General features: G+C 64.7%; 26 protein-coding genes and 3 pseudogenes. 14 read left to right on the forward strand and 15 right to left on the reverse strand.

From position 1 onward, the window contains the following. Positions 1-267: 267 nt before the first annotated feature. The gene (locus ACIRRA_RS22980; protein WP_402771458.1) at positions 268-507 is read right to left on the reverse strand and encodes a hypothetical protein; all 240 of its coding nucleotides are present in this window, start codon (positions 505-507) and stop codon (positions 268-270) included. Next, positions 498-680: pseudogene (locus ACIRRA_RS22985) on the reverse strand (DUF6301 family protein); the annotation flags it as partial. The pseudogene ACIRRA_RS22985 and the gene ACIRRA_RS22980, both read right to left, overlap by 10 nt. Positions 681-893: 213 nt before the next feature. Between ACIRRA_RS22985 and ACIRRA_RS22990 the strand changes: the two are divergent. Next, entirely contained in the window at positions 894-1,451 is a 558-nt protein-coding gene (locus ACIRRA_RS22990) for an alpha/beta hydrolase (RefSeq protein WP_402771461.1), read from the forward strand. 144 nt (positions 1,452-1,595) lie between these two features. Beyond that, a complete protein-coding gene (locus tag ACIRRA_RS22995; RefSeq protein WP_402771464.1) occupies positions 1,596-2,420 on the forward strand; it encodes an alpha/beta fold hydrolase in 825 nt (274 codons plus the stop codon). Between the two features lie 395 nt (positions 2,421-2,815). Here the strand turns inward: ACIRRA_RS22995 and ACIRRA_RS23000 are convergent. Next, positions 2,816-3,949 (reverse strand): annotated as a pseudogene (locus ACIRRA_RS23000) (RNA polymerase sigma factor); the annotation flags it as partial. A 306-nt stretch (positions 3,950-4,255) separates the two neighbouring features. On the opposite strand from ACIRRA_RS23000, the gene ACIRRA_RS23005 reads away from it, so the two are divergent. Further along, entirely contained in the window at positions 4,256-4,468 is a 213-nt protein-coding gene (locus ACIRRA_RS23005; protein WP_402771466.1) for a cold-shock protein, read from the forward strand. Between the two features lie 294 nt (positions 4,469-4,762). Then, positions 4,763-5,221, forward strand: a complete 459-nt coding sequence (locus tag ACIRRA_RS23010) for a zinc-binding dehydrogenase (protein WP_402771951.1) — start codon at positions 4,763-4,765, stop codon at positions 5,219-5,221. Positions 5,222-5,757: 536 nt separating this feature from the next. On the opposite strand, the gene ACIRRA_RS23015 is transcribed toward ACIRRA_RS23010, so the two are convergent. Beyond that, positions 5,758-6,723, reverse strand: coding sequence for an alpha/beta hydrolase (locus ACIRRA_RS23015; RefSeq protein WP_402771469.1), 966 nt, complete (start codon positions 6,721-6,723; stop codon positions 5,758-5,760). Positions 6,724-6,855: 132 nt separating this feature from the next. Between ACIRRA_RS23015 and ACIRRA_RS23020 the strand changes: the two genes are divergently transcribed. Then, the gene (locus ACIRRA_RS23020; RefSeq protein ID WP_402771472.1) at positions 6,856-7,890 is read left to right on the forward strand and encodes a PucR family transcriptional regulator; all 1,035 of its coding nucleotides are present in this window, start codon (positions 6,856-6,858) and stop codon (positions 7,888-7,890) included. Between the two features lie 170 nt (positions 7,891-8,060). Here ACIRRA_RS23020 and ACIRRA_RS23025 read toward each other — a convergent pair. Beyond that, positions 8,061-8,294: pseudogene (locus ACIRRA_RS23025) on the reverse strand (DDE-type integrase/transposase/recombinase); the annotation flags it as partial. A 941-nt stretch (positions 8,295-9,235) separates the two neighbouring features. Between ACIRRA_RS23025 and ACIRRA_RS23030 the strand changes: the two are divergent. Further along, positions 9,236-9,517 carry a hypothetical protein gene (locus ACIRRA_RS23030; protein ID WP_402771474.1) on the forward strand — a complete coding sequence of 94 codons (282 nt, stop codon included), beginning with the start codon at positions 9,236-9,238 and terminating at the stop codon, positions 9,515-9,517. Positions 9,518-9,952: 435 nt separating this feature from the next. On the opposite strand, the gene ACIRRA_RS23035 is transcribed toward ACIRRA_RS23030, so the two are convergent. Then, positions 9,953-10,174, reverse strand: coding sequence for an SDR family NAD(P)-dependent oxidoreductase (locus ACIRRA_RS23035; RefSeq protein ID WP_402771477.1), 222 nt, complete (start codon positions 10,172-10,174; stop codon positions 9,953-9,955). A 129-nt stretch (positions 10,175-10,303) separates the two neighbouring features. Beyond that, on the reverse strand, positions 10,304-10,876 hold the full coding sequence (locus ACIRRA_RS23040) for a hypothetical protein (protein WP_402771954.1): 573 nt from the start codon (positions 10,874-10,876) through the stop codon (positions 10,304-10,306). Here ACIRRA_RS23040 and ACIRRA_RS23045 point away from each other — a divergent pair. Next, a complete protein-coding gene (locus ACIRRA_RS23045; RefSeq protein WP_402771480.1) occupies positions 10,847-11,119 on the forward strand; it encodes an SDR family NAD(P)-dependent oxidoreductase in 273 nt (90 codons plus the stop codon). The genes ACIRRA_RS23040 and ACIRRA_RS23045 overlap by 30 nt on opposite strands. Positions 11,120-11,367: 248 nt before the next feature. Here ACIRRA_RS23045 and ACIRRA_RS23050 read toward each other — a convergent pair whose 3' ends face one another. Beyond that, positions 11,368-11,784 (reverse strand): hypothetical protein, encoded by a 417-nt coding sequence (locus ACIRRA_RS23050; RefSeq protein WP_402771483.1) that lies wholly within the window; start codon positions 11,782-11,784, stop codon positions 11,368-11,370. Positions 11,785-12,316: 532 nt separating this feature from the next. Here ACIRRA_RS23050 and ACIRRA_RS23055 point away from each other — a divergent pair. Continuing rightward, positions 12,317-12,514, forward strand: coding sequence for a hypothetical protein (locus ACIRRA_RS23055; protein WP_402771486.1), 198 nt, complete (start codon positions 12,317-12,319; stop codon positions 12,512-12,514). Positions 12,515-12,823: 309 nt separating this feature from the next. On the opposite strand, the gene ACIRRA_RS23060 is transcribed toward ACIRRA_RS23055, so the two are convergent. The 3 genes from ACIRRA_RS23060 to ACIRRA_RS23070 form a co-directional block, all read right to left on the reverse strand. Then, a complete protein-coding gene (locus ACIRRA_RS23060; RefSeq protein WP_402771488.1) occupies positions 12,824-13,177 on the reverse strand; it encodes a DUF4870 domain-containing protein in 354 nt (117 codons plus the stop codon). A 251-nt stretch (positions 13,178-13,428) separates the two neighbouring features. Next, a complete protein-coding gene (locus ACIRRA_RS23065) occupies positions 13,429-13,554 on the reverse strand; it encodes a hypothetical protein (protein ID WP_402771493.1) in 126 nt (41 codons plus the stop codon). A 702-nt stretch (positions 13,555-14,256) separates the two neighbouring features. Beyond that, positions 14,257-14,844 carry a TetR/AcrR family transcriptional regulator gene (locus ACIRRA_RS23070; protein ID WP_402771496.1) on the reverse strand — a complete coding sequence of 196 codons (588 nt, stop codon included), beginning with the start codon at positions 14,842-14,844 and terminating at the stop codon, positions 14,257-14,259. A gap of 110 nt (positions 14,845-14,954) precedes the next feature. Between ACIRRA_RS23070 and ACIRRA_RS23075 the strand changes: the two genes are divergently transcribed. Both ACIRRA_RS23075 and ACIRRA_RS23080 read left to right on the forward strand, forming a co-directional pair. Continuing rightward, positions 14,955-15,824, forward strand: a complete 870-nt coding sequence (locus ACIRRA_RS23075; RefSeq protein ID WP_402771499.1) for a sterol desaturase family protein — start codon at positions 14,955-14,957, stop codon at positions 15,822-15,824. Between the two features lie 337 nt (positions 15,825-16,161). Further along, positions 16,162-18,129 carry a serine/threonine-protein kinase gene (locus ACIRRA_RS23080; protein ID WP_402771502.1) on the forward strand — a complete coding sequence of 656 codons (1,968 nt, stop codon included), beginning with the start codon at positions 16,162-16,164 and terminating at the stop codon, positions 18,127-18,129. A 570-nt stretch (positions 18,130-18,699) separates the two neighbouring features. Here the strand turns inward: ACIRRA_RS23080 and ACIRRA_RS23085 are convergent. Together ACIRRA_RS23085 and ACIRRA_RS23090 are read right to left on the reverse strand one after the other, a co-directional pair. After that, positions 18,700-18,900, reverse strand: a complete 201-nt coding sequence (locus ACIRRA_RS23085; RefSeq protein WP_402771504.1) for a DUF5988 family protein — start codon at positions 18,898-18,900, stop codon at positions 18,700-18,702. Positions 18,901-19,130: 230 nt separating this feature from the next. Then, positions 19,131-19,271: a cupin domain-containing protein gene (locus tag ACIRRA_RS23090; protein WP_402771506.1), complete on the reverse strand. Its 141-nt coding sequence runs from the start codon at positions 19,269-19,271 to the stop codon at positions 19,131-19,133. Positions 19,272-19,537: 266 nt separating this feature from the next. Between ACIRRA_RS23090 and ACIRRA_RS23095 the strand changes: the two genes are divergently transcribed. The 4 genes from ACIRRA_RS23095 to ACIRRA_RS23110 all read left to right on the forward strand — a co-directional run bounded on the left by ACIRRA_RS23095 (position 19,538) and on the right by ACIRRA_RS23110 (position 24,258). Next, positions 19,538-20,353 (forward strand): alpha/beta fold hydrolase, encoded by an 816-nt coding sequence (locus ACIRRA_RS23095; protein WP_402771509.1) that lies wholly within the window; start codon positions 19,538-19,540, stop codon positions 20,351-20,353. 81 nt (positions 20,354-20,434) lie between these two features. Further along, the gene (locus ACIRRA_RS23100; protein ID WP_402771512.1) at positions 20,435-20,836 is read left to right on the forward strand and encodes a hypothetical protein; all 402 of its coding nucleotides are present in this window, start codon (positions 20,435-20,437) and stop codon (positions 20,834-20,836) included. A gap of 266 nt (positions 20,837-21,102) precedes the next feature. After that, entirely contained in the window at positions 21,103-21,891 is a 789-nt protein-coding gene (locus ACIRRA_RS23105; protein ID WP_402771514.1) for a lysostaphin resistance A-like protein, read from the forward strand. Between the two features lie 1,242 nt (positions 21,892-23,133). Continuing rightward, complete coding sequence (locus ACIRRA_RS23110) at positions 23,134-24,258, forward strand: LCP family protein (RefSeq protein ID WP_402771516.1); 1,125 nt, start codon at positions 23,134-23,136, stop codon at positions 24,256-24,258. Between the two features lie 121 nt (positions 24,259-24,379). On the opposite strand, the gene ACIRRA_RS23115 is transcribed toward ACIRRA_RS23110, so the two are convergent. Together ACIRRA_RS23115 and ACIRRA_RS23120 are read right to left on the reverse strand one after the other, a co-directional pair. After that, entirely contained in the window at positions 24,380-24,865 is a 486-nt protein-coding gene (locus ACIRRA_RS23115) for a hypothetical protein (protein WP_402771518.1), read from the reverse strand. Between the two features lie 247 nt (positions 24,866-25,112). Continuing rightward, positions 25,113-26,147: a cupin domain-containing protein gene (locus ACIRRA_RS23120; protein WP_402771521.1), complete on the reverse strand. Its 1,035-nt coding sequence runs from the start codon at positions 26,145-26,147 to the stop codon at positions 25,113-25,115. Positions 26,148-26,195 lie beyond the last annotated feature (48 nt).

Raw genomic sequence — 26,195 nt, forward strand, 5'->3', positions numbered from 1 at the left:
ATTTGAATGAACCCAGGTAGAGCAGTGATTGCTGAGATCAATTGGTGTACCGGGAGTTCATTATCGCGTGTTGCTGGGTGGTCGTCGTGCCCGACCTGTGGCATCACGTGGCCGCATGGCCAGCAGATTCGAACGGTGGAGTCGCGCATCCTGCAGGAAGCAATCCCGACACCTGCCACATCACATAATCGGCATTATGGTGCGTTCGGCCGGCCTTGGATCGGCACGGCCAGTTGATCTTTGCCTGTCCCGCGCTGGCCGGTTCGATCAGCGCGGTATGCGGCAGTAGCGGATGTGTTCGCGGTGGCGCTCGCCGTATTCAAAGCTGCTTCGCATGGTCCAACGACCGCGGTCCGAGATGATCTCGGGCCGCTGATCTTCCGGACTGTCGTGGGACCGGTTCGAACCCCTCCCAACCCAGTACGGCTCGAAGTCCTCCGGGGTGTCGACCCATTCCTGGTAGGCGGGGTTGACCAGATAGAGGTTGATGTAACCGCTCAGCACCACAGAGAGCCGGATAACCAGATTTTGCGGTCCCAGCGCGCCTTTGGCTCCGGCCCTCGTTGAACGTCGTGTGGCGGGCCCAGCACAGTTGTGAGACGGGCCACCAGACCGTCGTATTCGTCGCGCAGCTGCTCCATTGCCGTGACGTCGTTCGTGTCGACCCCGGTCGAGCAACTGACGCGAACTCTTCCGGGCCAGACCGCTCAGTTCCCACGAGCGGTTGCATTTTGAGCGCACCTGAATGGGGTGCTGACAGGGAAGATGCATTGAGGTTCGGTGTCGAGTGTGTGCTCAGTCACCTAGATCTACACCCACACCGGGAACGCTAGACCTGGACTCGCCGAAACAGCGACTCTGACCGTTTCAGCGGCGACGCGAGCCGAACTCTGTTGCAGCGCAGGGCTATCGCGCCTGCGTACCCGCTCTATGCCGCCTACCGCGCTGACCACAGCGGCGACGCCCTGATCGCCCAGCCACAGGCCCGTGGCCCGAATGTGAAGGCCATGGTCTACATCGCGGCCTTCGCGCCGCAGCAGGGCGAACCCATAGCGATCGCCATGGATCCCTCCCGCTTCCCCGGCAGCCAATTGCAGCCGCCCGCACTGGCATTGGAGCCATCGAGTTCGGGATTGGACGGATACGTCGCCCCCGATGCCTTCAACAGTGTGTTCGCGCAGGATGTGTCGCCCGATACGGCGGTGAACATGGTCACCCATCAGCGCTCCATCGCAGTAAACGCGCTGCTGGAACCCAGCGGTCCGGCCGCTTGGACGACGACTCCCACCTGGTATCTGGTTTCGGCTGCCGACCGGGTGATCTCGCCCGCCGCCGAACGGTTCTTCGCGCAGCGGATGGGTGCGCACACCACCGAGGTCGAAGCCTCACATGCTTCGCTGGTTTCCCAACCGGCCGTGGTCGCCAGATTGATCGAACAAGCGGCTCGGTAAGGAGAAATCGATTCGCCCGGCATGGCCGAATTGGTGGGATTCGTGGCGTGGATGGTGGGGCGTGACGGACCCATGATGACGCACACTGACTGCGCGCCACCCATCCATAGACTGCGAACCGAATATCCGACCAAGGAGTCTCACATGCCCGTCATCACAACGCCCGAAGGCGTCGAAATCTTCTACAAGGACTGGGGCACCGGACAGCCGATCGTGTTCAGCCACGGCTGGCCGCTGTCGTCCGACGACTGGGACGCGCAATTGATGTTCTTCGTGTCCCAGGGCTTCCGGGTGATCGCCCACGACCGGCGCGGTCACGGCCGTTCGGCGCAGGTCGCCGACGGCCACGATATGGACCACTACGCCGATGACCTGGCCGCCGTCGTCGCGCACCTCGATCTGACGGACGCGGTACACGTCGGTCATTCCACCGGCGGTGGTGAGGTCGTGCGCTACCTGTCGCGCCACGGGCAGGATCGGGCGGCCAAGGCCGTGCTGATCAGTGCGGTGCCGCCGATCATGGTCAAGACCGACGACAACCCCGGCGGATTGGACAAGTCGGTCTTCGACGATATCCAGGAACAGGTCGCCACCCGCCGCTCGGACTTCTTCCGCACCTTCGCCGAAGGGCCGTTCTATGGCTACAACCGGCCCGGCGCGCAGCCCTCCGAAGGCGTGATCGCCAACTGGTGGCGTCAGGGCATGGCCGGCGGTGCCAAGGCGCACTACGACGGCGTCGTCGCGTTCTCGCAGACCGACTTCACCGAGGAACTCACCAAGATCACCATCCCGGTGCTGGTCCTGCACGGCGAAGACGACCAGGTGGTCCCCATCCAGGACTCCGCCATCCGTTCGGCCGAACTGCTGCCCAACAGCACCCTCAAGACCTACCCGGGCTTCCCGCACGGCATGCCGACCACCGAGGCCGCCACCATCAACGCCGACCTGCTCGCCTTCATCCGTTCCTGAGCATAGCCAGCGAGGTGGTGCGGCCGGAGAGGCGGTCTCGGATCGGTGCCGGCATCGGTCGGCTCGGTAGGTTGCGTGCAGAGGTTATTCGGCTTCGGAACGCGAGTCGGGCCCCGAGCAGGGCGTTTGACGTGCAGCAATTGGATGTGAATGGGGTCGAATTCCGAAGCGGATCAGCGTCTGCGAAGAAGTAGGGCAGCGCGCGTATCGCTGCTGGTAGAGACTCTGCTGAGCCCTTATCCGGTATCCGGGTGGGGGCTCAGTCGTTTCGCCGGCGCGGCGCGCTGGCCGGTTCGGTCAGCGCGGTATGCGGGGTGCCATTACAGGATGTCGGGTCGCGGTTTCGGCGATTGTGCAATTCGCCCTTCACTGCGGACGGCAGACCTCAGGGCCGGTCAGTCGAGGTAGCCCTGCAGGGCCTGTGAGCGTGACGGATGGCGCAGCTTCGACATGGACTTCGATTCGATCTGGCGGATTCGTTCACGCGTGACGCCGTAGACCTTCCCGATGTCGTCGAGGGTCCGGGGCTGCCCATCATCCAAGCCGTACCGCAGGCGCATTACGCCTGCTTCCCGCGGGGTGAGCGTGTCGAGCACCGACCGCAATTGGCGCTGCAGCAGGGTGAACGACACGGCGTCGATCGCGACGACCGCCTCGCTGTCCTCGATGAAGTCGCCGAGCCGGCTGTCACCCTCGTCGCCGATCGTCTGATCCAGTGAGATCGGCTCACGCGCGTACTGCTGGACCTCCAGAACCTTCGCGGGTGCGATGGCCAGTTTCTCCGCGAGCTCTTCGGGCGTGGCCTCGCGGCCCAATTGCTGCAGCAGCTCACGCTGGACGCGTCCGAGCTTGTTGATGATCTCCACCACGTGCACCGGGATGCGAATGGTCCGGGACTGGTCGGCCATGCCGCGACTGATCGCCTGCCGGATCCACCAGGTGGCATAGGTCGAGAATTTGAATCCCTTGGCGTAATCGAACTTTTCGACCGCACGAACGAGGCCCAGATTGCCTTCCTGGATCAGGTCGAGAAAGGCCATACCGCGCCCGGTGTACCGCTTGGCGATCGATACCACCAGGCGCAGATTCGCTTCCAGCAAGTGGTTCTTGGCCTTGACGCCGTCCTGCACGACCCAGGTCAGGTCGCGGCGACGCGCGGTGGTGATGCCGGACCCCGATTCGAGCTCCTCGTGCAGCTTCTGCGCCGCATACAGTCCAACCTCGATCCGGATCGCGAGATCCACCTCTTCTTCCGCAGACAGCAGGGGAACACTGCCGATCTGCTTCAGGTACGCGCGCGTCGAATCCCCACCGGCCGTGAGCGCGGCTTCCATGCGCACCCGTCGCATCGCTGGGGACTCGCTGTCATCCGATTCCGAATCATCCCCGGCGCCACCTCGCTGCGCTGGGTCGATTGCGACATCGAAGGTTGAATCCTCTTCCGGTGCATCGGTTTCGACGCTTACCGAGGCCATATCGACATCCGATGGAGGCTGGTCGGTCGTTTCGTCGGCGGAGGTTGCCATATTCGCCCTTTCGTGGGATCAGGGCGGCACCGCGAGATGAGATCCGCAGAGAGGCCTTGGACGCCCTCGGCAATCACCGAAGCCACTGGTCAGTCTACTGGCCACCGGCCGATACACAGTGGCTGCAGCGTAGCCCGGGCAGGTCGTCGCCGGCACTGATGCGGGTGCCGCGTTGATCATCGCAGTTCTGGTGTTGCGCTATCCGCCTGTGAAACTGTCCCTGGGAGTACCGGCAAGAGATGATAAACGCCGTGACCGGCAATCCCGCCCGTCACGGCTCGAGGACCTCACACGATTGGGAATGACATCATGGCCGACAGGCAGAGCGGGACCGTGAAGTTCTTCAACGACGATAAGGGGTTCGGCTTCATCGCCCCCGATGACGGAGGAAACGACCTGTTCGTGCATTTCAGGGCGATTGAGACCCAGGGCTTCAAGTCCCTTAAAGAGGGCCAAAGGGTGTCATTCGTCGCTGCCCAAGGGCAAAAGGGCCCGCAGGCCGAGCAGGTTCGCCCGGAGTGAGGAGATCGCAGTAGCCGACCGCGAATGCGGATCGGCTTGGGACCAGCGCACGTTCGCGAACCCGTCGCCAGGTGTCCAGCATCCGGGGACACCGAGCGCACGTCTGGTAGGGCGTCGCTGAGCTGCGCGAGCGGCCATTTGCGTGGCGTGAGCGGCTCGTCGTGCCCGCCGACAGCCTGTTCGCACTCCCCGCCGGCGACATCGAGCAGTACCCGACGCTGGGCAGCAACCCCCCGACGGCAGGGTTGATGCTCAATAGCGCTAGCCAAAATTCGTGGACTGAAGACGATCAACCTGGCCCGTGACGACGCAACGTTCGCGGAACTCACAGCAGCCGGGGCCGACGTGGTCCACGCCGATGACCCCGATGCGGTCGGCGATGTTCGAGCAGTGATCGGCGACGCGCGCGTGGCGCTGGCAGTGGACCGCGTCGGTGGTCCAGCGGTGGCGCGGCTGGTCGAATTGCTGTCCGACGGTGGATGGTTGGTCGGCTATTCCTGGGCCAGTGGCGAACCCATGTGGGTCGACACCCTGGCACTGGTCGGCAAGCACCTCACGGTCCGCGGATTCCTTGTCGGCGACTTCGACTACCGCGACAAGGTGGTGCCTGTCATTCGTGAGGCGGCACCGCTGGTAGCTGATGGCACCCTCGTGGTCCCGGTGGCGGGCGTGTACCCCCTCGAGCATATCCAGGATGCGGTGTCGCATCAGCTCCGTGGCGGCAAGATCCTGCTGAAAGTGGCGGGGCGATGAACGCGCGCACAGCGGGCGGCTGAAGATTCGCCACTTTCGTGAGACAAAGTTGTTCGCCGTGAGCTGAGAGCTGGCCCGCCACGTGCTCACATACCCGTCCGTTGCTGCCCACCGGCCCCAGTCAGCACTCCAATCGGGCAGCCGATCCCCAGCACGACTGATACTCCCGGCTCGCCAACCGAGACTAGCGAGCCCACCGGCAGCCGAACCATCGATCCAACCCAGCGACCTTCGAATGCGCTCAACTCGGCAATAGCGGACGTTCTGCACCGCAACAGGTTTCGGCCGCCGACACCTCGCGCTGCCGGCTCGGTCAGCGCGGTATGCGGCAGTTCAGTGCGCTCGACTGGCCGAGATGATCTCGGCGCGTTGATCTTCGGGCTTGCCGCGTGGCCGCTTCGAACCCCGCGATATGCGGAATGAGCGGATGTCCTTGGCTCGCGGCCGTTTCGCCGCCAACCACTGGATCAGGGGGTCCTTGTCGCTTCGGTGGTCGCGGTCGCCGCTGCTGCTGAACACCGCCGGTCCGAGGCTGGTCAGCCGAGGACGCGCTGCAGGTAGGCGGTGCGGGCGGCAGCCGCGAGCTGGGAGAGTGCGGCCTGCGGGGCGGCCGTGGAGAAACCATGCCAGGCGCCGGGCCACATGTGCAGTTCGACCGGAATCCCGGCGTCCGACAGGCGCATCGCGTAGATGAGCGCCTCGTCGCGGAAGGTTTCGACCTGACCGACGTCGATGAAGGTCGGCGGCAATCCCGAAAGATCCTGCGCACGAGCCGGAGCCGCGTAGTGCGACACCTCCGGTCCGCCGGGCGCATGGCCCAGATACCGGGTCCAGGCCGCGATATTGGCGCCGCGATCCCAGAATCCCTCGCGGTCGAGGGCGTGACTGGAGCGGGTCAGATTGCGGTCGTCGAGCATGGGTGCCTGCAGAATCTGATGGATGAGCCGTGGTCCGTTCCGGTCCCGGGCCAGTAGCGCCGTCGCCGCCGCGAGCCCGCCGCCCGCACTACTGCCGAAGATGATCAGCCGCTCCGGGTCGATGTCGAGCTCCCCGGCGTGCTCGACCGCCCAGGTCAACCCGGCATAGCAATCCTCGACCGGTGCAGGGTAGGGATGCTCGGGTGCCAGCCGGTAGCCGACCGACACCACGACCAGCCCGACGATGTCCACCCAGCGCGCGAGCGTGTCTGAGAGTTCGAATTCGTCGCCCGAAAGCATGCCGCCGCCGTGCGTGTGGAACACGCACGGCCACGGACCGCCACGACGCGTCGGCCGCATGATGACGACCGGAAGGTCCACGCTCGCCTCGGAACCGGGGATCCGGCGCTGCTCCAGCGCTACCGCACCCTCGCGCTCCAAGGCGACCAGATCAGGGCGCGACGTGTTCATCTGCCGGTAAGCGTCCAGGTCGTGCGGACCGGTCCAGCCAAGTTTCCGTAGTTCGAGCGGATAGGACAGCAAGATCGCCTCCAGTTCGGCATCGAACGGCGGGCGTGTGCTCATCGTGTGTTCTCTCCTCGGATAGGCCGACCACATCAGGGTCGCAGCCGGGAACGGCGTGGTCGATACGCGGACCGGCGGACGTTACGACGGGAAATCCGCCACTTGGCGGATGTTCGCTAGGCTGTAGCGCATATGGAAGAACTGCTGCAACGCCTTGCGGCGCTCGACCCCGCCGCAGAGGACGCGGTTCACGCCATCAGCTACTTCGATCGCCTCATGGAACGACGAGCCGGCCTGGATTCGTTCATCCGGGCCGCCGCGATCCTGTCCGGTTGCCCTGCGGGCCTGCATGACCCGGACCGGCATCTGACGATCCGCATTCATCCTGACGGTCACCGGATCGATCCCGCGCCTCACTCCGACGCCTATGCCACGGCAGACCTCGGCGGCGGTTCCACGGGCTACGTCTGGCTGGAACGCGAGGCCCCCGCCCTGCCGACGGATCGAATCATCCTGGAGCGCTTGGCTGTCGGCGCCACGGTCGTACTCGATCGCACCCGCGGAACCACCCCAGGACACGACCCCGCCAGCGTCGAAGCGCTGCTGTCCGCCGAAACCGGCAGCGCCGCACGCCGGCTGGCACTGCGCCGACTGGCACTGCCCGCCGAGCTGCGGGTACGGGTGGTGGCCAGTCTGCCCGACCACCCCGGCTCGGACTCGGAACCCGCGGTGCGCTGGACCACCCGCATCGGCCGCGTGCATGCCGCCGTCATACCCGCCGACATCGAGCCCACACCCGCGGCGCGCGCCGGGGTCGGACCGATCGTCACCGCCGCCGAGCTGCCACGATCCTGGACGGCGGCGCTGCGGGCCCTCCGGCTCACCGGCGAACCCGGCCCGCGGCTGCTGAGCTACGACGACCTCGGCGGCTGGGCCCTTGTCGCGGACCGTATTTCGGCCGACGAGGCATTGATCGAGGACGTCCATACCCTGCGGGCCGCACGAGACCAGTTGCCGGACGCGCTCGAAACCCTCACCGCCATCGCCGAAACCGACAGCCTCCGGCGCGCGGCGGAGGCCCTGTTCATCCACCATTCGACCCTGCAGGCCCGCCTGCGCCGCCTGATTGCCGTCCTCGGCTATCGCCCGGACACCGCCTCCGGCCGAACCCGCCTGCACCTCGCCCTCGCCCTGCACCGCATCAACCTCAACGGCCCGCTGCCCTGAACTCCGCGACACGGTGGTCACGGTGAAGGGCCACGGGTGCTTCCGGCAGGAGTGGCTCGAGGTAGGACAGAAGGCGTATGGGACTGCCCCGAGTTCGGTCGACTTGCGGGGTTTAGTGTTTCAGGCCGAGAGTGCGGGCTGATTGATTGTCTCGAACTCGATGGGTATCAGGCGGCGTTGTCGCCGCATGCTCCGACGTGACCCATCGATCCCTGTAATCGGTTGGCCGACAACGCATGAACGAACGTTCTGGATTGAAATTGACTGCCCCTGTCCGAGTGGACGACGGTGACGACCGGGGTCCGCATCGCGACCGTGTTGCGCAGCGCGGCCACCGCTGGAGCGAAGGTCATGCGCTCGTCGATGGAGTAGCCGACGATCCGGTTGGAAGAGCAGTCCTCGAGGTCTCGTAGACCAAGGGAAGTCAGAGGCATCTCGCCGCGCGCACCATTGCCCGGCTATAGCCAGCCTGGCGATGTGGTCGGGGACCCGTCTCGAGCGTTGTCGGCGTCGGTTGGATAGGTGGGTCGGTGTGCACAGGTTGTTCGGCTTCGGAACTCGGCTCGGCTCGGCTCGGAGGTGGCGGGTATCGCGGAATTGGCCGACGTGCTCGAATTGCCTGTGTCGCAGTGTCATTCGCGGGCTTCACCGCGGGTTCGGGGTATGGGGAAGTGATCGCGCTTTCACTTCTGCTGTCCGATGTCGAGAGGGTCGAGTTCCGAAGCGGATCAGCGGCTGCGAAGAAGTAGGGCAGTGCGCGTATCACTGCTGGTAGAGGCTCTACTGAGCCCCCGTTCGGTCTCCCGGCGGGGCTCAGTCGTTCCGCCGATGCCGCGAGCTGGCCGGTTCGGTCAGCGCGGTATACGGGCATTACAGCTCACTTGATCCGACTAGAGTCAACTCCTCGAGCGGGTGCCCGAACACGCCATTGTCCCGGGTTCTCGCTCCGCCGCTCGGTTATCTGCGGGCGGAGCTCGAACAGACATTCCTGGCTGCACGGTGACCAAGCCCTGACGTGTGGTGGTGGACGGAAACATTCCTTCCATGTGGAGGTTTGCCAGACGCCGAACTCATGCACGTGCGAGCACAGGGACCAGAAATGCTTCAAGTCCACTTCGCCCACAGGGGTAGTGCGATATAGCCACAGTTCAGAGGGTGTTTTCCCTGGCTCGGCCCGCACTGCCCAGAGGTACGCGCGACGAAGCGAGAGTCAGTGCCAGGCTCCTCCTTTGCTGGTGGTGGCGACCACGGTGCAGGCCTAACATCAGACGTGTCGGGGAATGTCAATGAACTCGACAATCGGCCGGTGAGGTCCGCGCGAACTCGCCGGAAGAAGGTGATGATGATGACCAACAAGACGCACCGAACTGCCACATGCAAGCTGCTCGCGAATGTCGCGCTCGTTGGAGCCGCGGTAGCGGTTCCGATGACGGCGGCGGTTCCTGTCATGGCTGTGACGACGCCCATGCCCGGTGTGGTGCAGGCTGATCGCGCTTGGGACGGCGGCGATGATGGCAGCGGTCGGGGCGGTGACTGGGGTAATGGTGGTTGGGCCAATGGTGGTTGGGCCAATGGTGATTGGGGTAGTGGTGATTGGGGTAGTGGCGACTTGTTCGGCAGTAGCTGACCGAACGGATCTGCGCGGGATAGACCGCCACACCAATCCGGCTCGAAGCCAATCGACAACGGCGATATGACCCCTTGCCCTCATGCACCGAGCCTAGCTGTCCTTGTTGGTACAGCGGCTGGTCAGCGAGTGCTCTGGACCGAGCCTGCCACAGCAACGACCGATGATCACTCGCTCATCGGTGTGGTCTCAATGTGTTAGCGCAACACCGGGTTTGGACTGTTTGGCAACAGCGCGATCGCTGCCGTCGTCAGACATAGCGACTCCGGGCGCGGGTGCCGCGGCCAGGGCAGAGCAGTCGTCGGCGTTGAGTCGACGACTATCCGCTTGACACAGAACGCCTTACGCCGATGAGCGGACGTGTGGCGTTTCGTTGATCATGTGTCGGATGTGGCGCTGTCGCTGTCTCCGGCTGGGTCGGTAGCCACAGCGCCGTTACCGGCCCAGTGCCGCTTCGGCGGCCCGCGCCGTGGGGTCGATCCGGTCCGCGTCGGACAGGTCGAGGATGAAGGCCCGGGCGCGGTCGGGGTCCAGTGCCTGGAAGGCGGCTGCGTGCCGCTCGGTACCCGCGACCCGGTGCCCGGCCGCCAGGGCTCGTCGGGCGATGGCCAGTCCGAGGCCGGTGCTGACGCCGGTGATCAGGAACGTCTTGCTCACTACGGATGTCCTTTCGTGGATGAGTGTCAGGCCGCGGGGCGTGCGTGGGCACGACGGCATCGACCCCGCGGGTACGGCGGGGTCGTGTCTGGGTGGTGTTGGTGCTGGATTGCCCGGTTCGGGCGGTGGTCAGGACTCGGCGGCCGTGTCCCGGGTAGTCGCGGTGGCGGGTTCGCGGCCCCAGCTGGCCAGCAGCCGCAGGCGTTCCTGGGATGGCGAGCCGGACGGCGCGCAGTAGACGACGAGCGATTGGCCCGGGTCGGCGACCGAGGTGAAGATCTCGTACTGCAGTTCCAGGTCACCGGCGACAGGGTGGTGGAGGCGTTTGAGGCCGGTGCTGCGTTCCTGGACGCGGTGTTCCGACCACCACGCCGGGAACTCGGGTGAGCGCATCATCAGCTCACCGATCAGGTTGGCGATGCGTTGGTTTCGCGGCTGGGCGGCGGCGGCCCGCCGCAACCCATGCACGGAATCGCGGGCGACGCGTTCCCAGTCGCACCACACCAGGCGAGCACGCGGATCCAGCAGCGTCCAGCGCGCCATGCTGCGTTCCCGGCGCGGCAGCTCGGCCACATCGGGAAACAGCAACGCCCACAACGTGTTCCCGCCGATGACAGCGCAGATCGGCCATCGATGACTCTTCGAAGGTGCCTTCCGAGCCCGTAGCCGGCGTTGGCCACGAGCACTTCGATCGGGCGCCAGTTCGAGGTCAACGTATTCGGCACGGTAGCGACTGTGAAAGCGGTCCTACCCGGCATGCGGAAGCGGCGCGGCGGTCACATCTTCGTCATCACCTCGATGGGCGGGCACACCACCTTCCCCGGACTGTGCGCCGCACCGGGTTCCGGCCACGGGCCGCTGCGCGCCGGCCGGTTCGGTCAGCGCTGGGCGCGGCAGAATAGTGCACAGCTATGTGCCGGCCGATGTTGCGGTCGACCGGTCTAATCACGCACAACCACTGAGGAATTGGCGAAATACGGGCGATTTGCGATCAGTAGTGCGAGGCTATGCCGGTTGCGCGAAACTCGGCAGATGCGGACGTTCTGCACCGCAACAGGTTCCGGCCGCCCACGCCGCGCGCTGGCCGGTTCGGTCAGCGCGGTATGCGGTATGAGCGGATGCTCCAGGTGTGTGGGAGGTGTCGAGAATCGATCGATTCTCGACACCTGATCTCTCCTGCTGCCGAGGGAGGTTCAGTCGATCTTGATGTTCATCGTGTAGGAGGCGTCGTGCTCGGGCGAGGTGATGGTCAGGCGGTAGGTACCCGTGGCCGGGAGCCAGAGCTCGCTTCCGGTGGCGCTGGTGACCATCTGCTGTCCGTCGGGCGCGGTGAGCGTGTAGATGGCGGTGCCGGACGCGGAGGTGTAGTGCGAGATGATCTCGGTGCTCATCTGCTGACCGGCGCTGGCGTCGAGCATCCAGGTGTCGGTGTATCCGCGGTTGATGTAGCCGTCCACGGTGCCATGGTCGGTGCCGGGTGCGAACTTGATCTCGGCGTTGACCCCGCTGGCGTTCGCGGTACCCGCGCCTGCCAGGACAACGAAGAACGCCGCCGCGATCGCGGCCATGGCGAAGGCAGCTTTGCGTGTGGTCGTGAGAAAGGCAGTCATGATGTTCCCGTTTTCGATGTTTCGGAGGGGGTGTGCCGAGGAAGAAGGCTTCCATCCGCTGTTACCGAGTACATCGCGTTCGGAGCGAAACCCGTTGCGCCCCCAGTCTTATGGGCATATCTGGCTGGGGAGGCCGGCCGCGATGCCGGAAGGGTGCGTGAACGCCGGCGAGCGGGTGAGAGTGGTCGCCCGCCACCCGGCCGGCATCAACCACGGCTTCAGTACCTCCCGTGCGGCGGCCCATGGGAGATCGGGAGTAGGGACGCTCGATATCCGACTGGCGCACCTACCGAACTCGGCATCACGTGCACTGCCGGCGACCGTAAGGCGCTCGGTCCGTTGATCTTCCGCAGGTCCGCGCTGGCCGTTTCGAACCGCGCGGGTTGCGGCAAGAAGAGGATGTTCGGGGATGGCAGATCGCCGAGGAGATTGGCCTGGCTGCCGAGCGACACCCGCGTACGGGCTGGTCGGTGACTGTGCTGCCGGAAGGAGCCGTGAGCGAATACCGGTGCGAGATAGGCATTCTGGAAAAGTGATCGTGGCATACCGCCCGCTGGAACCGGCTGCCGAGGACGGCGACGGCACGGTGCCGGGCCCGAAGTCGGCGGATCGCAACGGCAGCCCGCTCACCTGCCGGTGCGAGCCGCCGTGCCGGATCCGCGCGCACAAGAAGATCATTGCCGCCGGGCCGATCCTGTGCGGGGTGTGCCAGCAGCCGTTCGCCCAATAGTCCAGTTGCGCCAACGAACTCGCCGAGCCAGGTGGTTCAAACTGATCCACCTGACGGTGGGCAGGTTCAAGTAACGTCCCTTGTCCTCCGCCGTGGTCGGGGGTAACCGGACGATATTCGAAACAGTGGGAGCCAGACCGCTGCCACCGGTCAGGCGCTACGCTGTGGCTCGCTCGCGGCCACCGCTGAGTCAGTTGTGTCCCGGAAAACAGGACCTGATCACGCGGTAGTCGCCTACAGTGCAGCCCGCTGACCAGCAGCATCATCGATTACGAAATCCGGCTGGCGCTAGGGCCGCCGAATGCGTCGCTACTTGATCGAATTGGCCAACTGATCGGCATAGGGGGCGATGAACTTTCCGACGACGGGGAGCTCCGCGCGGACACCGCCGGTGTTGTTCGCCTGGATCATGGCCATGATCCAGATGACGACCGCAAAGATCCCGACTGCCAGGCCGGCGAGGCTGAATATGATCCCCAGGACTCCGAGGAGCGAGCCGATGATGCTCAGAACAATATTGACTACCGAGACCGCCCCGAAGAAGATAATCGATTGTGAGGCATGGAATTTCACATCGGGGTCGTTCTTTCCCACGAATAGGAAGACAATTCCGGTGAGCCATCCCAGCGCGTACGACAGGATCGCGCTGGTCTTCTTGTCCAAGCCGGCAGACTGCGGTTGGTCCGCGGGAGGCTGGGGAGACGTCATGGTTTAGCCTTTCATGTTCAGGGAAAAGTTTGCTGCGCAAGCATTATGGGGTGCCAAGTCGATGCCCGCCATGCGAATACGCGACGAATCGCAACGTCGCTCGGGCAAGCCGATGTCCATCGGTCGGCCGGGCCATGGCGCGGGTGCCGGCGTTGGCGTCGCCACATCGACCAGCACAGGTGTGTTCGATCCACACCCCTGCCGGCTCACTCCGAGCAGGTGTTCATGGTCTTGTGGTCGGAGCCGCAGGCCGCCAGTAGCGGCAGGGCGACGAACGCGGCGGCGATCGGTGAAATCCGCAACCCGTTCCTCGTTGCGTGTGTGGTTGTCACTGATGTGTTCCATCTGTTGGCCCGCTGCGGGTTGCGGCGGTCATGTGGTAACTACATGCCGCCCGCGCTGCCTACCGATCCCAACTTTCGGCACGAACCCACGAATCGCGGAGCATTGGGATCCAGTAAGGGCAGTCATAGTTCGGGGGATCGGGTACACCGATGTGGAGACGGGATCAGGCGTTTCGGCGTGGCCGGCTCACCGAAAGCGCCGAGATCGAAAGGTCTGCTAGCGGCTAGCTGGCCGGGGTGGTCGACCGGGAATCGACAGTCGAGGTGTCCGGCCAGGTCGTCGCTGCGTTGGGTGCAGTCGTGTGCCGTGGGGACGGTCTCGCTGGACTGCAGTTCGGGCATACGAGGCCAAATACGGTGTGCTCGCGGAGGGCAGCGCCGACGACTGGGATCTCGGAGGTGGTTCTCTCGAGGAGATGACTGCCGACGAATTCGAAAAAGCCTGGGCGATGGCTCGTTACGCAATCGAGCACCGAGGGGCCACAGAATAGCTGAGTAGGTCTCCGAGCAAGGAGCGCTGCACGGTCATCGGCATAGAACGGTGCGTTCGGCCGGGCCTCGGATCGGCACGACCAGTTGATCTTTGCCCGCCCTGCGACGGCCGGTCCGGGCAGTGCGGGGCGCGGCGGTGTCGGACGTTGGGTGCCGAGTAGTCGACCGCCGGGGTTGGTGTGGTCGGCCGGTTCGGATCTATCGGGTGGTTCCGACGGAGAAGATGGTGTTGATGAGGCGTCCGAAGCGGTCGGTGAGATCGTCGGCGGTTTCGTCGGGGTGGTTTCGGGCCCAGTTCATGATGGCGTCGACGGCGGAGGTCCAGATCCCGATGAGTGCGTCGATATCGCGTTCGTCGGTGTCGCCGAGGTTGGTCAGGAATCGGGTGACGCCGCAGGTGGCGAAGCGCGCGATCCGTTCGCGGTAGCTGTGCACGACCGGTGCGGCCGCGCCGGTGTCGGGGACGGTGGGGTCGTGCAGGATCCGCCAGGCGGTCCGGTCAGGTCCGAGGGTGTCGAATATGCCGTGCAGCGCGTTGATCGGAATGATGAAAGGTGATGCACCGCTGGTCATCTCGACTTCCATCCGGGCCAGCAGCGGTTCCCCGACCATGGTCGCGCAGTCGGCGTAGAGCTGGTCTTTCGAGGTGAAGTGCTGGAAAACCAGGGCTTTGGAGATCTGCGCGCGGGCCGCGATGGATGCCATCGAGGCGCCGGTGAATCCGCGGTCGGCGAACTCGTGCAGCGCCGCGAGCAGGATCTGCCGGCGGCGGTCGTCCGAGGGCATCCCTTTGGTTCCCAGAACCGCTGGTGTTGACATGTTCTCGAACTTACCTTACGGTCACTTCACTCGATGTGACCGTGCGGTCATATCATTGATGTGGAGGCGATGACGCCGTGACCCTGTGGGAGCAGATCAATCAACCGGTGACCTACGCGGTGCCGTTCTTCGCGATCGCGATCGCGATCGAAGTCTGGTCGATGCGTGCGGACCGGCACGACCGCGCCGGCTACGACCGTGCCGACGCCCGCAGCAGCGTGGTCATGGGCCTGGTGTCGCTATTGATCAACGGTGCGGCGAAGTTCGCGGCGGTCCTCGGCTACGCGGTGCTTTATGTGCACGCGCCCTGGCATGTGGATCCGCACAATCCGCTGTCCTGGGTCGCGGTCGTCGTGGCGGTCGATCTGCTGTACTACCTCTATCACCGCATGTCGCACCGGATCCGCGTGATCTGGGCGACGCACCAGGCCCACCACAACGGCCGCTTTTTCAACTACGCCACCGCGCTGCGGCAGAAATGGAACCCCTGGTTCGAGCTGCTCGCCTGGACACCCTTGCCGGCCCTGGGTGTGCCGCCGTGGATGCTGTTCACCGCGTGGTCGTTCAACCTGGTCTTCCAGTTCTGGGTGCACACCGAGACCGTCGACCGGCTCCCGCGCTGGTACGAGTACATCTTCAACACACCCTCACACCACCGGGTCCACCACGCCAGCGACGCGGGCTACCTGGACAAGAACTACGGTGGCATCTTCATCCTCTGGGACCGCATGTTCGGCAGCTTCCGCGCCGAAACCTTCCGCCCCACCTACGGGCTCACCAAGAACGTCGACAGCACCAATGTCCTGACCCTGCAGTTCCACGAATACGGCGCCTGGTGGCGAGACCTGCGCTCCACCAGGCGAATCCGTGACTGGCTGGGCTACACCTTCGGCCCGCCCGGATGGCAGCCCGCCACAGGGCAGGCCGACAAAGCATTGCGGCCATGACCGCGACCGTGCTCGTGACCGGCGGGATGGGCGCGCTGGGCACCCACGTGTCGAGCCATCTGGCATCGCCGGGTTGGCGAGTGGTCGTCCCGGTCCGCGAAACAGCCGAGCACGCAACGACTCTCGACCCGCGACCGAATCGAACTCGTGCCCTGCGATGTCGGCGCGCCTCGGACTCGAGCGGGCCGACCGGTTCGAGATCTCGTGTGGCCGGTGTCCGCGCCTATGCTTGTTGAGAGGTTTCTGTTGCCGGTGCGGGTACCCGAATGGCGGGGCTGGGTGTTTGCTGGTCGGGTGTCGGAGTGAGGGTGTTCCCGGAAGGGAGGGGTCCTCAGCGATGGGCGCTTCGTTGGAGTCGGGGGGAGTGTTCGCTGGTTATCGGATCGTGCGTCGGCTGGGTGCGGGTGGTATGGGCACGGTGTATCTGGCTGAGCATCCGAATTTGCCGCGGCTGGTCGCTTTGAAGCTGCTCAATCGTGCTCTGACCGATGACGAGGATGTGCGTGCCCGGTTCCTGAGAGAGGCCGATACCGCTGCCCGGCTGGATCATCGCAATATTGTCGCCGTCTACGACCGGGGCAACGAGGGTGGTCAGTTGTGGATCGCGATGCAGTATGTCGACGGCAGCGACGTGGCCCAGTTGTTGCGGGATGGGCCGCTGCCGGTCGGGCGGGCGGTGTGGATCGTCACCGAGACCGCGGCTGCGCTCGATTACGCGCACGGGCATGGGGTGTTGCATCGTGATGTGAAGCCGGCCAACATCTTGTTGACCGATGCGTCGCGTGGTGAACCCGAGCGGGTGTTGCTCGCGGACTTCGGTATCGCCAAGGCTCTCGATGAAACCGGCGGTTTTACTCGCAGTGGCATGCTGCTGGCGAGTCTGCAGTATGCCGCGCCCGAGCAATTCGATATCGGCGTGGCGGTCGATCACCGTGTCGACGTGTACGCCCTGGGTGCGACTCTGTATCGGATGCTGACCGGTGCTCTGCCGTATCCGGGGAGCACTCCGGCGCAGTTGATGTACGGGCATTTGAGTCTGCCGATCCCCAAGCCCAGCAGGCACGGCGAAGTGCGTGTGCCCGAGGGTTTCGATGTCATCGTCGAACGTGCTCTGGCCAAGGACCGTGAATGCCGGTACTCCAGTTGTGGTGAGCTGGCCGCTGCCGCCAATGACGCGCTGGCGGCGTCATCGAAGGAGCTCACCGCAACCGTCTCATCGTCGCCCGTACCGCCGAAATCCGAGATGGTGCCGGAAGGCATCCCGGCAGTCGGAGGCGCCGAGTATGCGAGCACCATGAAACCGGCGGTGGTGGCGGGGACTCCGGTCCGAAAGCGCCGCGTCCGCCGCGGGTTGGTTGCGGTGCTTGTCGTGGCCGCAGGAGTGGGCGTCCTGCACTTTTTCTGGCCGAGACCCCCCATCGGCATCGGCCCTCCCAGGGTCGTCACGTCCATCGAGGTGGGCAATGGTGCATTCGGTGTTGCGGTCGATCCGTCGGCCCACGCCGCCTACGTCGCCAACAACGGAGCGAATTCGCTCAGCATGATCGACACGACCAGCAGGACGGTTACCGATACCATCGCTGTCGGACACCGCCCGGTCGGTGTTGCTGTGGATCCAGCCACACACGGCGTCTTTGTGACCAACTACGACGATTCCTCGGTGTCAGTCATCGACACCGTCAGACGCACCATCGCCACCGTGGCTGTCGGTGGCCATCCCGGCGGTGTGATCGTCGACCCCGATACCCATATCGCCTACGTAACCAACGGCGACAACGGATCGGTGTCACTCATCGACACGACAACAAATGCGGTCAGGGCCACCGTGCCCACCGGAAACGGTTCAAACCGCGTAGCACTCGACCCCATTGCCCACCGGGTGTATGTCACCAACGACGGCGACAGGACGGTGTCGGTCATCGACAGCACGAATCGAACCGTCATCGGTACCGTCGCAGTTCCGGGCCGCCCGGGCGGTGTGGCGATCGATCCTGCACATTTCGCCTATGTCACCAACAGCGACAATGCGACGGTATCGGTCATCGACACCGTCGGCCTCAGGGTGACTGCCACGATTACCGTCGGGCAGGGCCCTGGCGGCATAGCTGTCGACCCTGCGACGCATACCGCCTACGTCGCCAACTACCGCGAGGGGACGGTGTCGGTCATCGACACCTCCAGCCTTGCTGTTAGACCTGTTTCCCTCTTCGGCAATCCACTCGGTGTCGCTATCGACCCGACCACACACACCGCCTACGTCACCAGCGACATCGAACACGGCTCGGTGAGCTTAATCGAGCGCTGAAGCCCCAACATCGTTCGGCAATGCCTACTCCGAGATTCACGGAATCGGCCGCCACCTCGCGCACCGCCTGGTTGTGGGGCTCAGGGCGTTGCGGGCAGCAGCTGGAACGGCCTGTCCGGCACGCAGGTTATTCGGCTCCGGAACGCGAGTCGCATGCTGACCACCGCGTTTGACGTGCAGCGATTGGATGTCAATGGGTCGAATTCCGCTTCAACGTCTGAGCCTCTGCGAAGAAGTAGGGCGGCGCGTGCATCGCTGTCGGTAGAGACTCTGCTGGGCCCCCATCCGGGAATTCAGGTTGGGGGCTCAGTTGTTTCGCTGGCCGGTTCGGTCAGCGCCGTGAGCATATGCGGACGTTCGTCTGCGAGGGTTGTCGCCATTATGTCGGCAAGAAAGTGGCCATTCGAGAAAGTGGTCATTGGCGTATGGCGGACTTGTTCAGCTCTGGAAAGCCGGTATCGCACGCTGATTGCTCACCAACGCATCAGGGCGTCGGATGGGACCGGATTCAGAGTAGCTCCAAGGTGGTGTTGCCCACCGCATCCACAGCCGCAGATGACCGGCTCAGTATCACTCGGCGATCTCGGTCCGTTCGAACCACTCATAGACAGGAAGCTTGCCCTCTGCAGTGTCCGTGTGTCGTGGTGTGTTCTTGAAGTGCTCGTACCCACCACGGCGCGGGATCTTGATTTCGAAGCCCGGTGGGGAGATCGGCACGATGCGAGTGGGCAGATCCTCGGGTCCACCCTCGAGAAACGCTTTGGCTGCCATAGTCAGAGTATTGTCCGATCAGGCCATGCCTGTCCGAGTGTTCGCGAAGAAACACCGCAAGCCAGGGAACCCCACTCCCAGTGTTCGGGGATGTTCGACGATGGCACCGCCGAAGATGCCAAACGCCTCGTCCGGTTGATTTCCGGAGGCCCGCGCTGGCCGGTTCGGTCAGCGCAATATGCAGCCCGGTCTCGGTTCTCACTGCTTGTTCCGCTGAGTCAGGAGTCTGGCTATTCGAGGTGTGTGGAGATGATCAGCACTTCGGCGGTCTCGTCGCTGATATTGCTGATGATGTGGGGCAGGCGTGCCTGGAATTGGAGTGCGTCGCCGCGATCGAGGTCGAGGGTGTCGGTGTTGACGGTGACGCCCACGGTACCTGGGCAGCATCCTGTCGAGCCGGTTCACCGCCGCCATGCGCGGCCGCCGAACAGTCCCCGAACCGGATCGGCGACATCGAACTCGTGAACGCCGCCCACTGACCGCCACAACATGTCAGCGGACGTGTCAGGTCCATGTCAGGGACATGACAGACCGACCCCTGACAGTAGTCCTGTGCACCGGCCGAGGCCGCTGACACCACCGAAGACCAATGCCTCACCACCAATTCAGCCGAACCATTTCCAAGGAGCAATCTGTCATGTCGAACAACACTGCCTCGGCCAACTCGACCTGGACCGGCATGGTCGCCGTCGAGGACACGGCCCTGGCCGTCACCGACACCGGCGGCAACGGTGTCCCGGTCGTCTACCTCAATGGCTCCTACGCCAGCCAGAAGCACTGGAAGAAGGTGATCGCCGATCTGGGTCCCGGCTTCCGGCACATCACCTTCGATGAGCGGGCGCGCGGTAAGTCGAAGACCTCGGCGGACTACTCGTTCGAGGCGTGCGTGCGCGATGTCGACGCTGTGCTCGCGGCGCGCGGTATCGAGCAGAAGCCGATTCTGGTGGGCTGGTCCTACGGTGCACTGGTCGCGGTGCACTGGGCCGACCGCAACCCCGACCGGATCGCCGGGGTCGTCTCGGCCGATGGCGCGATGCCGTGGGGTTTCACCGATGCGGAGAACCTCGAGCGGATCCGCAAGATGTTCCACAAGATGGGCCCGATGATGCCGGTGTTGCGCCCGTTCGGTCTGGCCGCGCGCATGAGCGCTGACCAGCACGCCGATGTCAATATCGAGCTCAACCAGCTCTGCGCTGCCCTCGCTCCGGTGCTGGATCGCCTGACCAGCCCGGTCCGGTACGTGGTGGCCAATGGCGCGAATCTCGGTGCGGCCGAGGAGGAGATGGCGGCGGTGCGGGAATCGCTGGAGCCGCTGCTGGTCAGCAACGCGAACCTGACCGTGAGCGCGACCGTGGCCAGCAACCACTCCAAGATCCTGACCAAAGACTTCCACGCCGTCGCAGAGGCCGTGCGCGAGACGGCCGCGGACCCGCGGGGCGCCTCGAACCGATGACCGCAGGGGTCACCCTCGGATATTCAGCCATTCGGCAAGTCAATTGAACTGCACCACAATAGATTCGAAGAGGTATCGATCATGTCCATCACTCTGACCGACCAGGACGAGCTCACCCTGCGCACCGCCGCCTACGGTGCGGTCTCGCTGCTGGCCGCCGCCGGTGCCGCCGGCGGCTCGCCCCACAAGATCGCGACCACCGGCACCCTCGCGCTGGCTTCGGCGACCGGTCTGGTCGGGCGCGTGCTCTCCGAGAAGCGGAAGCCTGTGAATCTGGACGGCAGATCCGTCGCTGAGATCGCCGACCGCGTGCTTCCCGCCCTGACCGCCGCCATGAACCTGCTCACGCAGCAGGATCCGGCTGAAGCAAACAACTTCCGCAGCACCGTATTGATCGCCATCGAAGCGGCACAGCAGGGTCGGACCAGCCCCACCGTGGCCGAAATGACCCGCAAGATCGGCGCGGCCCTCGACGCCGCGTAATGCGCTGGGCCACAGAACCACTGCGGCTGTCCACGGGTTCCTCATGTCGATCCTGACAGCCGCAGGGTGGCACCGATCGCTGTACCCCGCTCGATGAGTGACGGTGAAACGCCCTGCAAGACAATCCCATTCACGAGACCCAGCGTGTCATGCCCTTCGAATACGCGGCTCGATGATGTCCAAGCGATGGGCCGGTCCGGTCCCGCGGTCGAGTCGACGCCACCGGATCGAAAACCCATTCATCAACAGCCCGAGGAGCCTTCATCATGCACGCCATCGAGAAGACACGGCAGGGCGCGATGGTCCAGTCGTTGCTGAGCGACCGCCACTCTCTGCCGCTGTCCATCATGTTGCACTTGCTCCCCGGTGCTTTCATCATTGCCGCCTACCTGCTCATCGGCGAACCGTTCATCGAGGCCATCAACTACCCGACCCTTCTCGGCTGGGCGATCGCGCTGTGCCTGGTTCTGATACCGATCCTGCTGGGATTGCTGTGGCTGGGTCGGCAGCTCAACGGCCGTTTCTCCGTACGTGGGGTGCTGCGCTACACCGATAGGCCGGTCCCGCGTGGAAAGCTCGTGGCGATGATCATCCCGCTCATCGTGTGGATGATGGTGCTGAGCGTCGCGACCGAACCGGTGAACCGGTTTTTGCTCCACCACTTCTTCACCTGGGTCCCGTTCACCTCCGGCGCGGGCAGCTTCACCGGATTCATGAGCGGATACTCACACTCGACCATGGTCACCACGATGCTGATCTGCCTGCCGCTGACGGGAATCTCCCTCCCGCTCATCGAGGAGTTGTACTTCCGCGGCTTCCTGCTGCCCCGCATCGCTCGGCTGGGCGGCTGGGCGCCGGTGGCCAGCGCAGTCCTGTTCTCGCTCTACCACTTCTGGACGCCGTGGGTGTTCGTGTCGCGGGTGATCTTCATGTTCCCTGGGTTCTGGTTCGCCTGGCGCACCAAGGACATCCGGGTGTCGATCGGGATGCACGTCGGCGTGACTTCGATCATGGCGACGTTCGGCGTCCTCGCCGTAGCGCTGAATCTCGTCTGAGACCACCTCCGTGCCTCGGCCCACACGCCTACGCGGTCCAGTGCAGCGGCGACGAGTACAAGGCCAACGACCAACCACACCAACGACATAACCACCCCTACATGTCCTGGGCTGGACGATACCCGGCGGACCTGTTGGCCGAGCCGGATAGTACGGTCCTCGGCACAGTACGTTCGCCGACGGCCGCGGTGGCCGGCTCGAACCGCGCGACCAGCGGAAATAACGTGCACTCGCGAGGCGCTTGCAGCTGCACGGTTGCGATCGATGCCGAACCGAATGAGAGCCTGCCCGATGGGGTACTCGATTCCATGGCACTGCCACGGGAGCGAGAGTAGTTGCAGGCCAACTCCTCTGGGGGCGGCAGGACTGGGTTCTGTTCTGCGCCAAAGAAACAACTTACAAGTTCTCGGTCATCGGCTATGAGCGGATATTGCCGTACCGGGTCCGATCGGCGGCGCGAGCAGCGGTCAGCGAGGTCGCTGCTTCATATCGGCTGCCCCGACTACCGCGTTGAATTCCCAGGACCATCGCCATGTCCAGGACCACGACCACGGCCATTTCCACGACCACGGCGAGTCGCCGGCTGCGGAAGGTGCCGGGTCGGCGGTGCGTGGGACAACGCTGCCCGCGACTACAGCAGCGGTGAAGCGATGGCCGGCCCCTGCCTCGGCGCTGAACCATCACTCGCTTTTACCTCACGGGGAAGGCGCCGATGCCGCGTTACGATCAAGGATCCGCCGGCGATACCCCGGTGAAGGGATCACGTGAGTCCCGCACATTGGCACGCTGTACATTCGCGGGTCAGGCGGCTCTCTGCAGGAGTTCGAGCGCACACCCGTCTTCGCTCGGGAATGCTTCGATGCCGTGCGCCTGAGCAGGTGACCCCGCGTTATTGGAGGACTCATGAGCGGCGATTGGTCGGGACGAGGCGGAGAGCGGCGGCGTCCGGTGAATCCCGGCTCTCCGCCGCCACGCCGGCCGGCAGGCCCACCGGCCGGGGCGGGATGGCAGCCGCCGATCAACCCGGGGATGCGGCGTCCGGCGAACCCCGGCTCTCCGTCGCCGCGTCGGCCGGCAGGCCCACCGGCCGGGGCGGGGCGGCAGGCACCGATGAATCCGCGGACGCGGCGGCCCATGAACCCCGCCTCTCCGCCGCCACCCAGGCCGCCGGACCCACCCGCCGGATTGCGGCGGCGCTCGCCGCGGCGGTGGTGGCGGATGATTCGTCGGACGCTGGCGCTGGTGATCGTGCTGGTGGTGGCGCTGGCCGGGTATTACGTCTACTTGTTCACGAAGATGTCCGGCACTATGGCCTCCTCGCATGCGCTGGACGGCGCGTCCACCTCGTCCAACGGCACGAACGTTCTGTTGATGGGTCTGGACACCCGCAACGATCAGAACGGCCAGCAGCTGCCGGCTGCGATTCTGTCCCAACTTCACGCCGGAGACGGGGAAGAAGGTGGTTACAACACCAACACCCTGATCCTCATCCATATCCCGGCCGGTGGCGGTAAGGCACAGGCGTTTTCGATTCCCCGTGACGACGCGGTGGACGTACCCGGCTACGGGAAGATGAAGATCAAGGAGGCGTACGGCAATGCCAAAGCCGACGCCGAGCAGGCCGCGCGCAAGCAGGGCGTGACGAACCAACACCAGCTGGAAACCATCGGCCGCGAAGCCGGGCGCAAGCTGGAGCTGGAGACCGTCCGCAACCTCACCGGCGTGTCCATCGACCACTTCGCCGAGGTCAGCCTGGCCGGTTTCTACGATCTCGCCAACGCTCTCGACGGCGTCAAGGTCTGTCTGAATCAGGCAGTCGACGACTCCGACTACTCCGGCGCGGTGTTCCCGGCAGGCGAGCAGACGCTGAACGGCGCGCAGTCGCTGGCGTTCGTGCGGCAACGACACGGGCTGCCCAACGGCGATCTCGACCGTACCCACCGGCAGCAGGCGTTCCTGTCGTCGGCATCGCACAATGTCCGCGGCCTCGGCACGATCCTCGACCCGATCAAGATGGCCAACATGACGGACGCGGCGAAACGGGACGTCGTTATCGACGACCGGTGGAACGCGCTGTCGATGGCGTGGGAGTTGCGTTCTCTCACCGGCGGTAACACGGTCTTCCAGACACTGCCGATCGAAGGCTATTACACCGTGAACGGCGAGGACGCCAACCGTGTCGACCCGGACACGATTCGCGGAATCATCCAGTCGACTTTCTACGGCACGAATTCGGTGGCCAGCGCAGGTTCCGGTTCCCCCGGTGGCGGCTCTGACGCCGGCGGAGGAAACGAGCCATCCAGCCAGGGACCGAGCGGTGCTCCGGTGAAGTCCAACTCTGACGGCGGGGCGCCCTGCGTGAACTAGGTTGCATGCCGCCGTCAAGAGGCCTCGAGCAGTCAGGCGAGACGTGCCACCGGGTCGGGATAGCCACAACATGTTGCGCTGAAGTCGATTTCGCGACGTGCGTGCCCACGAGAAGATCGGTCTAAGACCGTGTCTCACGTTGTCGTGATTCGCCGTGTGTCGGAATGCGGTGTGCCGCATGATGTTCGATTCGTGACCGATGAGTCCTCGAAAGCCTTGTCCCGGACGAGTTGTGGGCCCTGGTCGAGCCATTGATCCCGAAGTCGAAAAGTATGGATTCTGAAGGGGATTCGGTCCGGTTGGATGTAGAGACACTGGCGGGCGGAAGCCGAAACTCGGCCGCCGCCGGATACAGCTCGCGCGGCAGACGTACAACGAACACGACGACTACGGCAAACGCCGCTACGCCGTCGCCCCACATCGTCGGCGAATACAGCGCGGGGCTGCCGCCGCTGATCGGCGCCGACACCACCGTCCCGTTGCCGAGGTTGGCGATGAACATGGTGCTACCGGAGACGACGACATCGATGGTGAATGTGGTTACCGTAGCGCCGAACCGCACGGTCAAAGGACCAGCATTGCTGAACCCGGAGCCGGTGATCTGCACAGAGTTCCCACCGGCTCAGGGCCGAAAGAGGGTGTGAGCGAAGCAATAACGGGTGACGTGGGTCTGCCTGGTGTGAAAAGTGTTCTACTGCAATGGATACCGATCTTGACGAATGGCACCGCTGAATCCGGTAACCGTCCAGCGGTGGCACGGCCGCAAGGAATCCCCGGTCCGTTTTCCTCCGGTTTGCTGGCGTTTGCGAGAGCTGCATCCGGACACGGTCTGCATCACCGTCAGTGGAACCAATTCACCCAGCTGTACGAGCAGGCCGTCGTATGTCTCGTCTCCAACGAGCCGGCGGCGTGCTGTAGCGGTTCTTGAACGCGCGGCTGAATGCTGCCTCCGATGTGTAGCCGACTCTCTCCGCGATGAGCGGGATCGAAAGGGAGGTGTCGCGGAGCAGGTCGGTGGCGGCGTCCAGTCGTACGTGTGCGAGATAGGTGGCCGGCGGCGTTCCGACGCGAGCGGCGAACCGCGCAGCGAACGCCGACCGGGAAAGGTTGGACACTCGAGCCAGTTCCTCGACTGTCCAATCGTGGCCGGGGTCTCGGTGGATGGCGCTCAAGGACCTACCGAGCTCCGGGTCGAATGCACCGGTCAGCCAGGTCGGTTCGGCATCCTTGCCGCTGGCCCAGGTGCGCATGATCTGGATGAACATCAGATCGAGGATGCGGGAGATCATGACCGCTGATCCTTGCGAGGGCGATTGCATCTCGATTACGAGCATCCGGCGGGCGACTTCGAGCCCTTCGGGCGCTGGGGTGCCGGCGCCGCCGAGGATGATCACGGACGGCAGGCTCCCGAACAGGTGGCTCGCCTGCGGGGCGCCGATGTTGAATGTTCCGCAGAGCCAGCGGGCCGGCTCGGGGGTGGCGTTCTCGGTGGCGCCGGCGTGCGCGATCGCTTGCGTGCGCTCGCCTGCGTTGCTGAGGTGGTGGGAGTCGCCGCGGGGGAGCAGGACGACATCGCCGCGGCGTACGTGCTCGAAGTGAGGGTCTCCGTCGACCCGAAGTTCGAGTTCACCCTCTTCGATGATGTGCAGGCTGCCGAAATCGGCGAAGCCGATCGAGAAAGTCCGCGGCGGAGCGTACGCGGCGATCCGTTCTCCGCTCAGGCGGACGCTCCGGAGCAGCTCTGAGAGCAAGTCGTCCGACTGACTATCTGCGTCGAGACGCAGCGCGGCGTCCTCGAGCGCCGGCGGGCTGACATGTCTCTGCGGCGATCCGAGCGAATCGGCGTGCGCCGCTGGACGATTGGCAAGATTTCCTGGCGGAGCGGTCATGGTCGCTACCTATTCCTCCAATTACTGTCGACAACCGTGAGCGGGTGC

It is taken from the genome of Nocardia sp. NPDC101769, assembly GCF_044766925.1.
In the GTDB taxonomy this organism is placed as follows: domain Bacteria; phylum Actinomycetota; class Actinomycetes; order Mycobacteriales; family Mycobacteriaceae; genus Nocardia.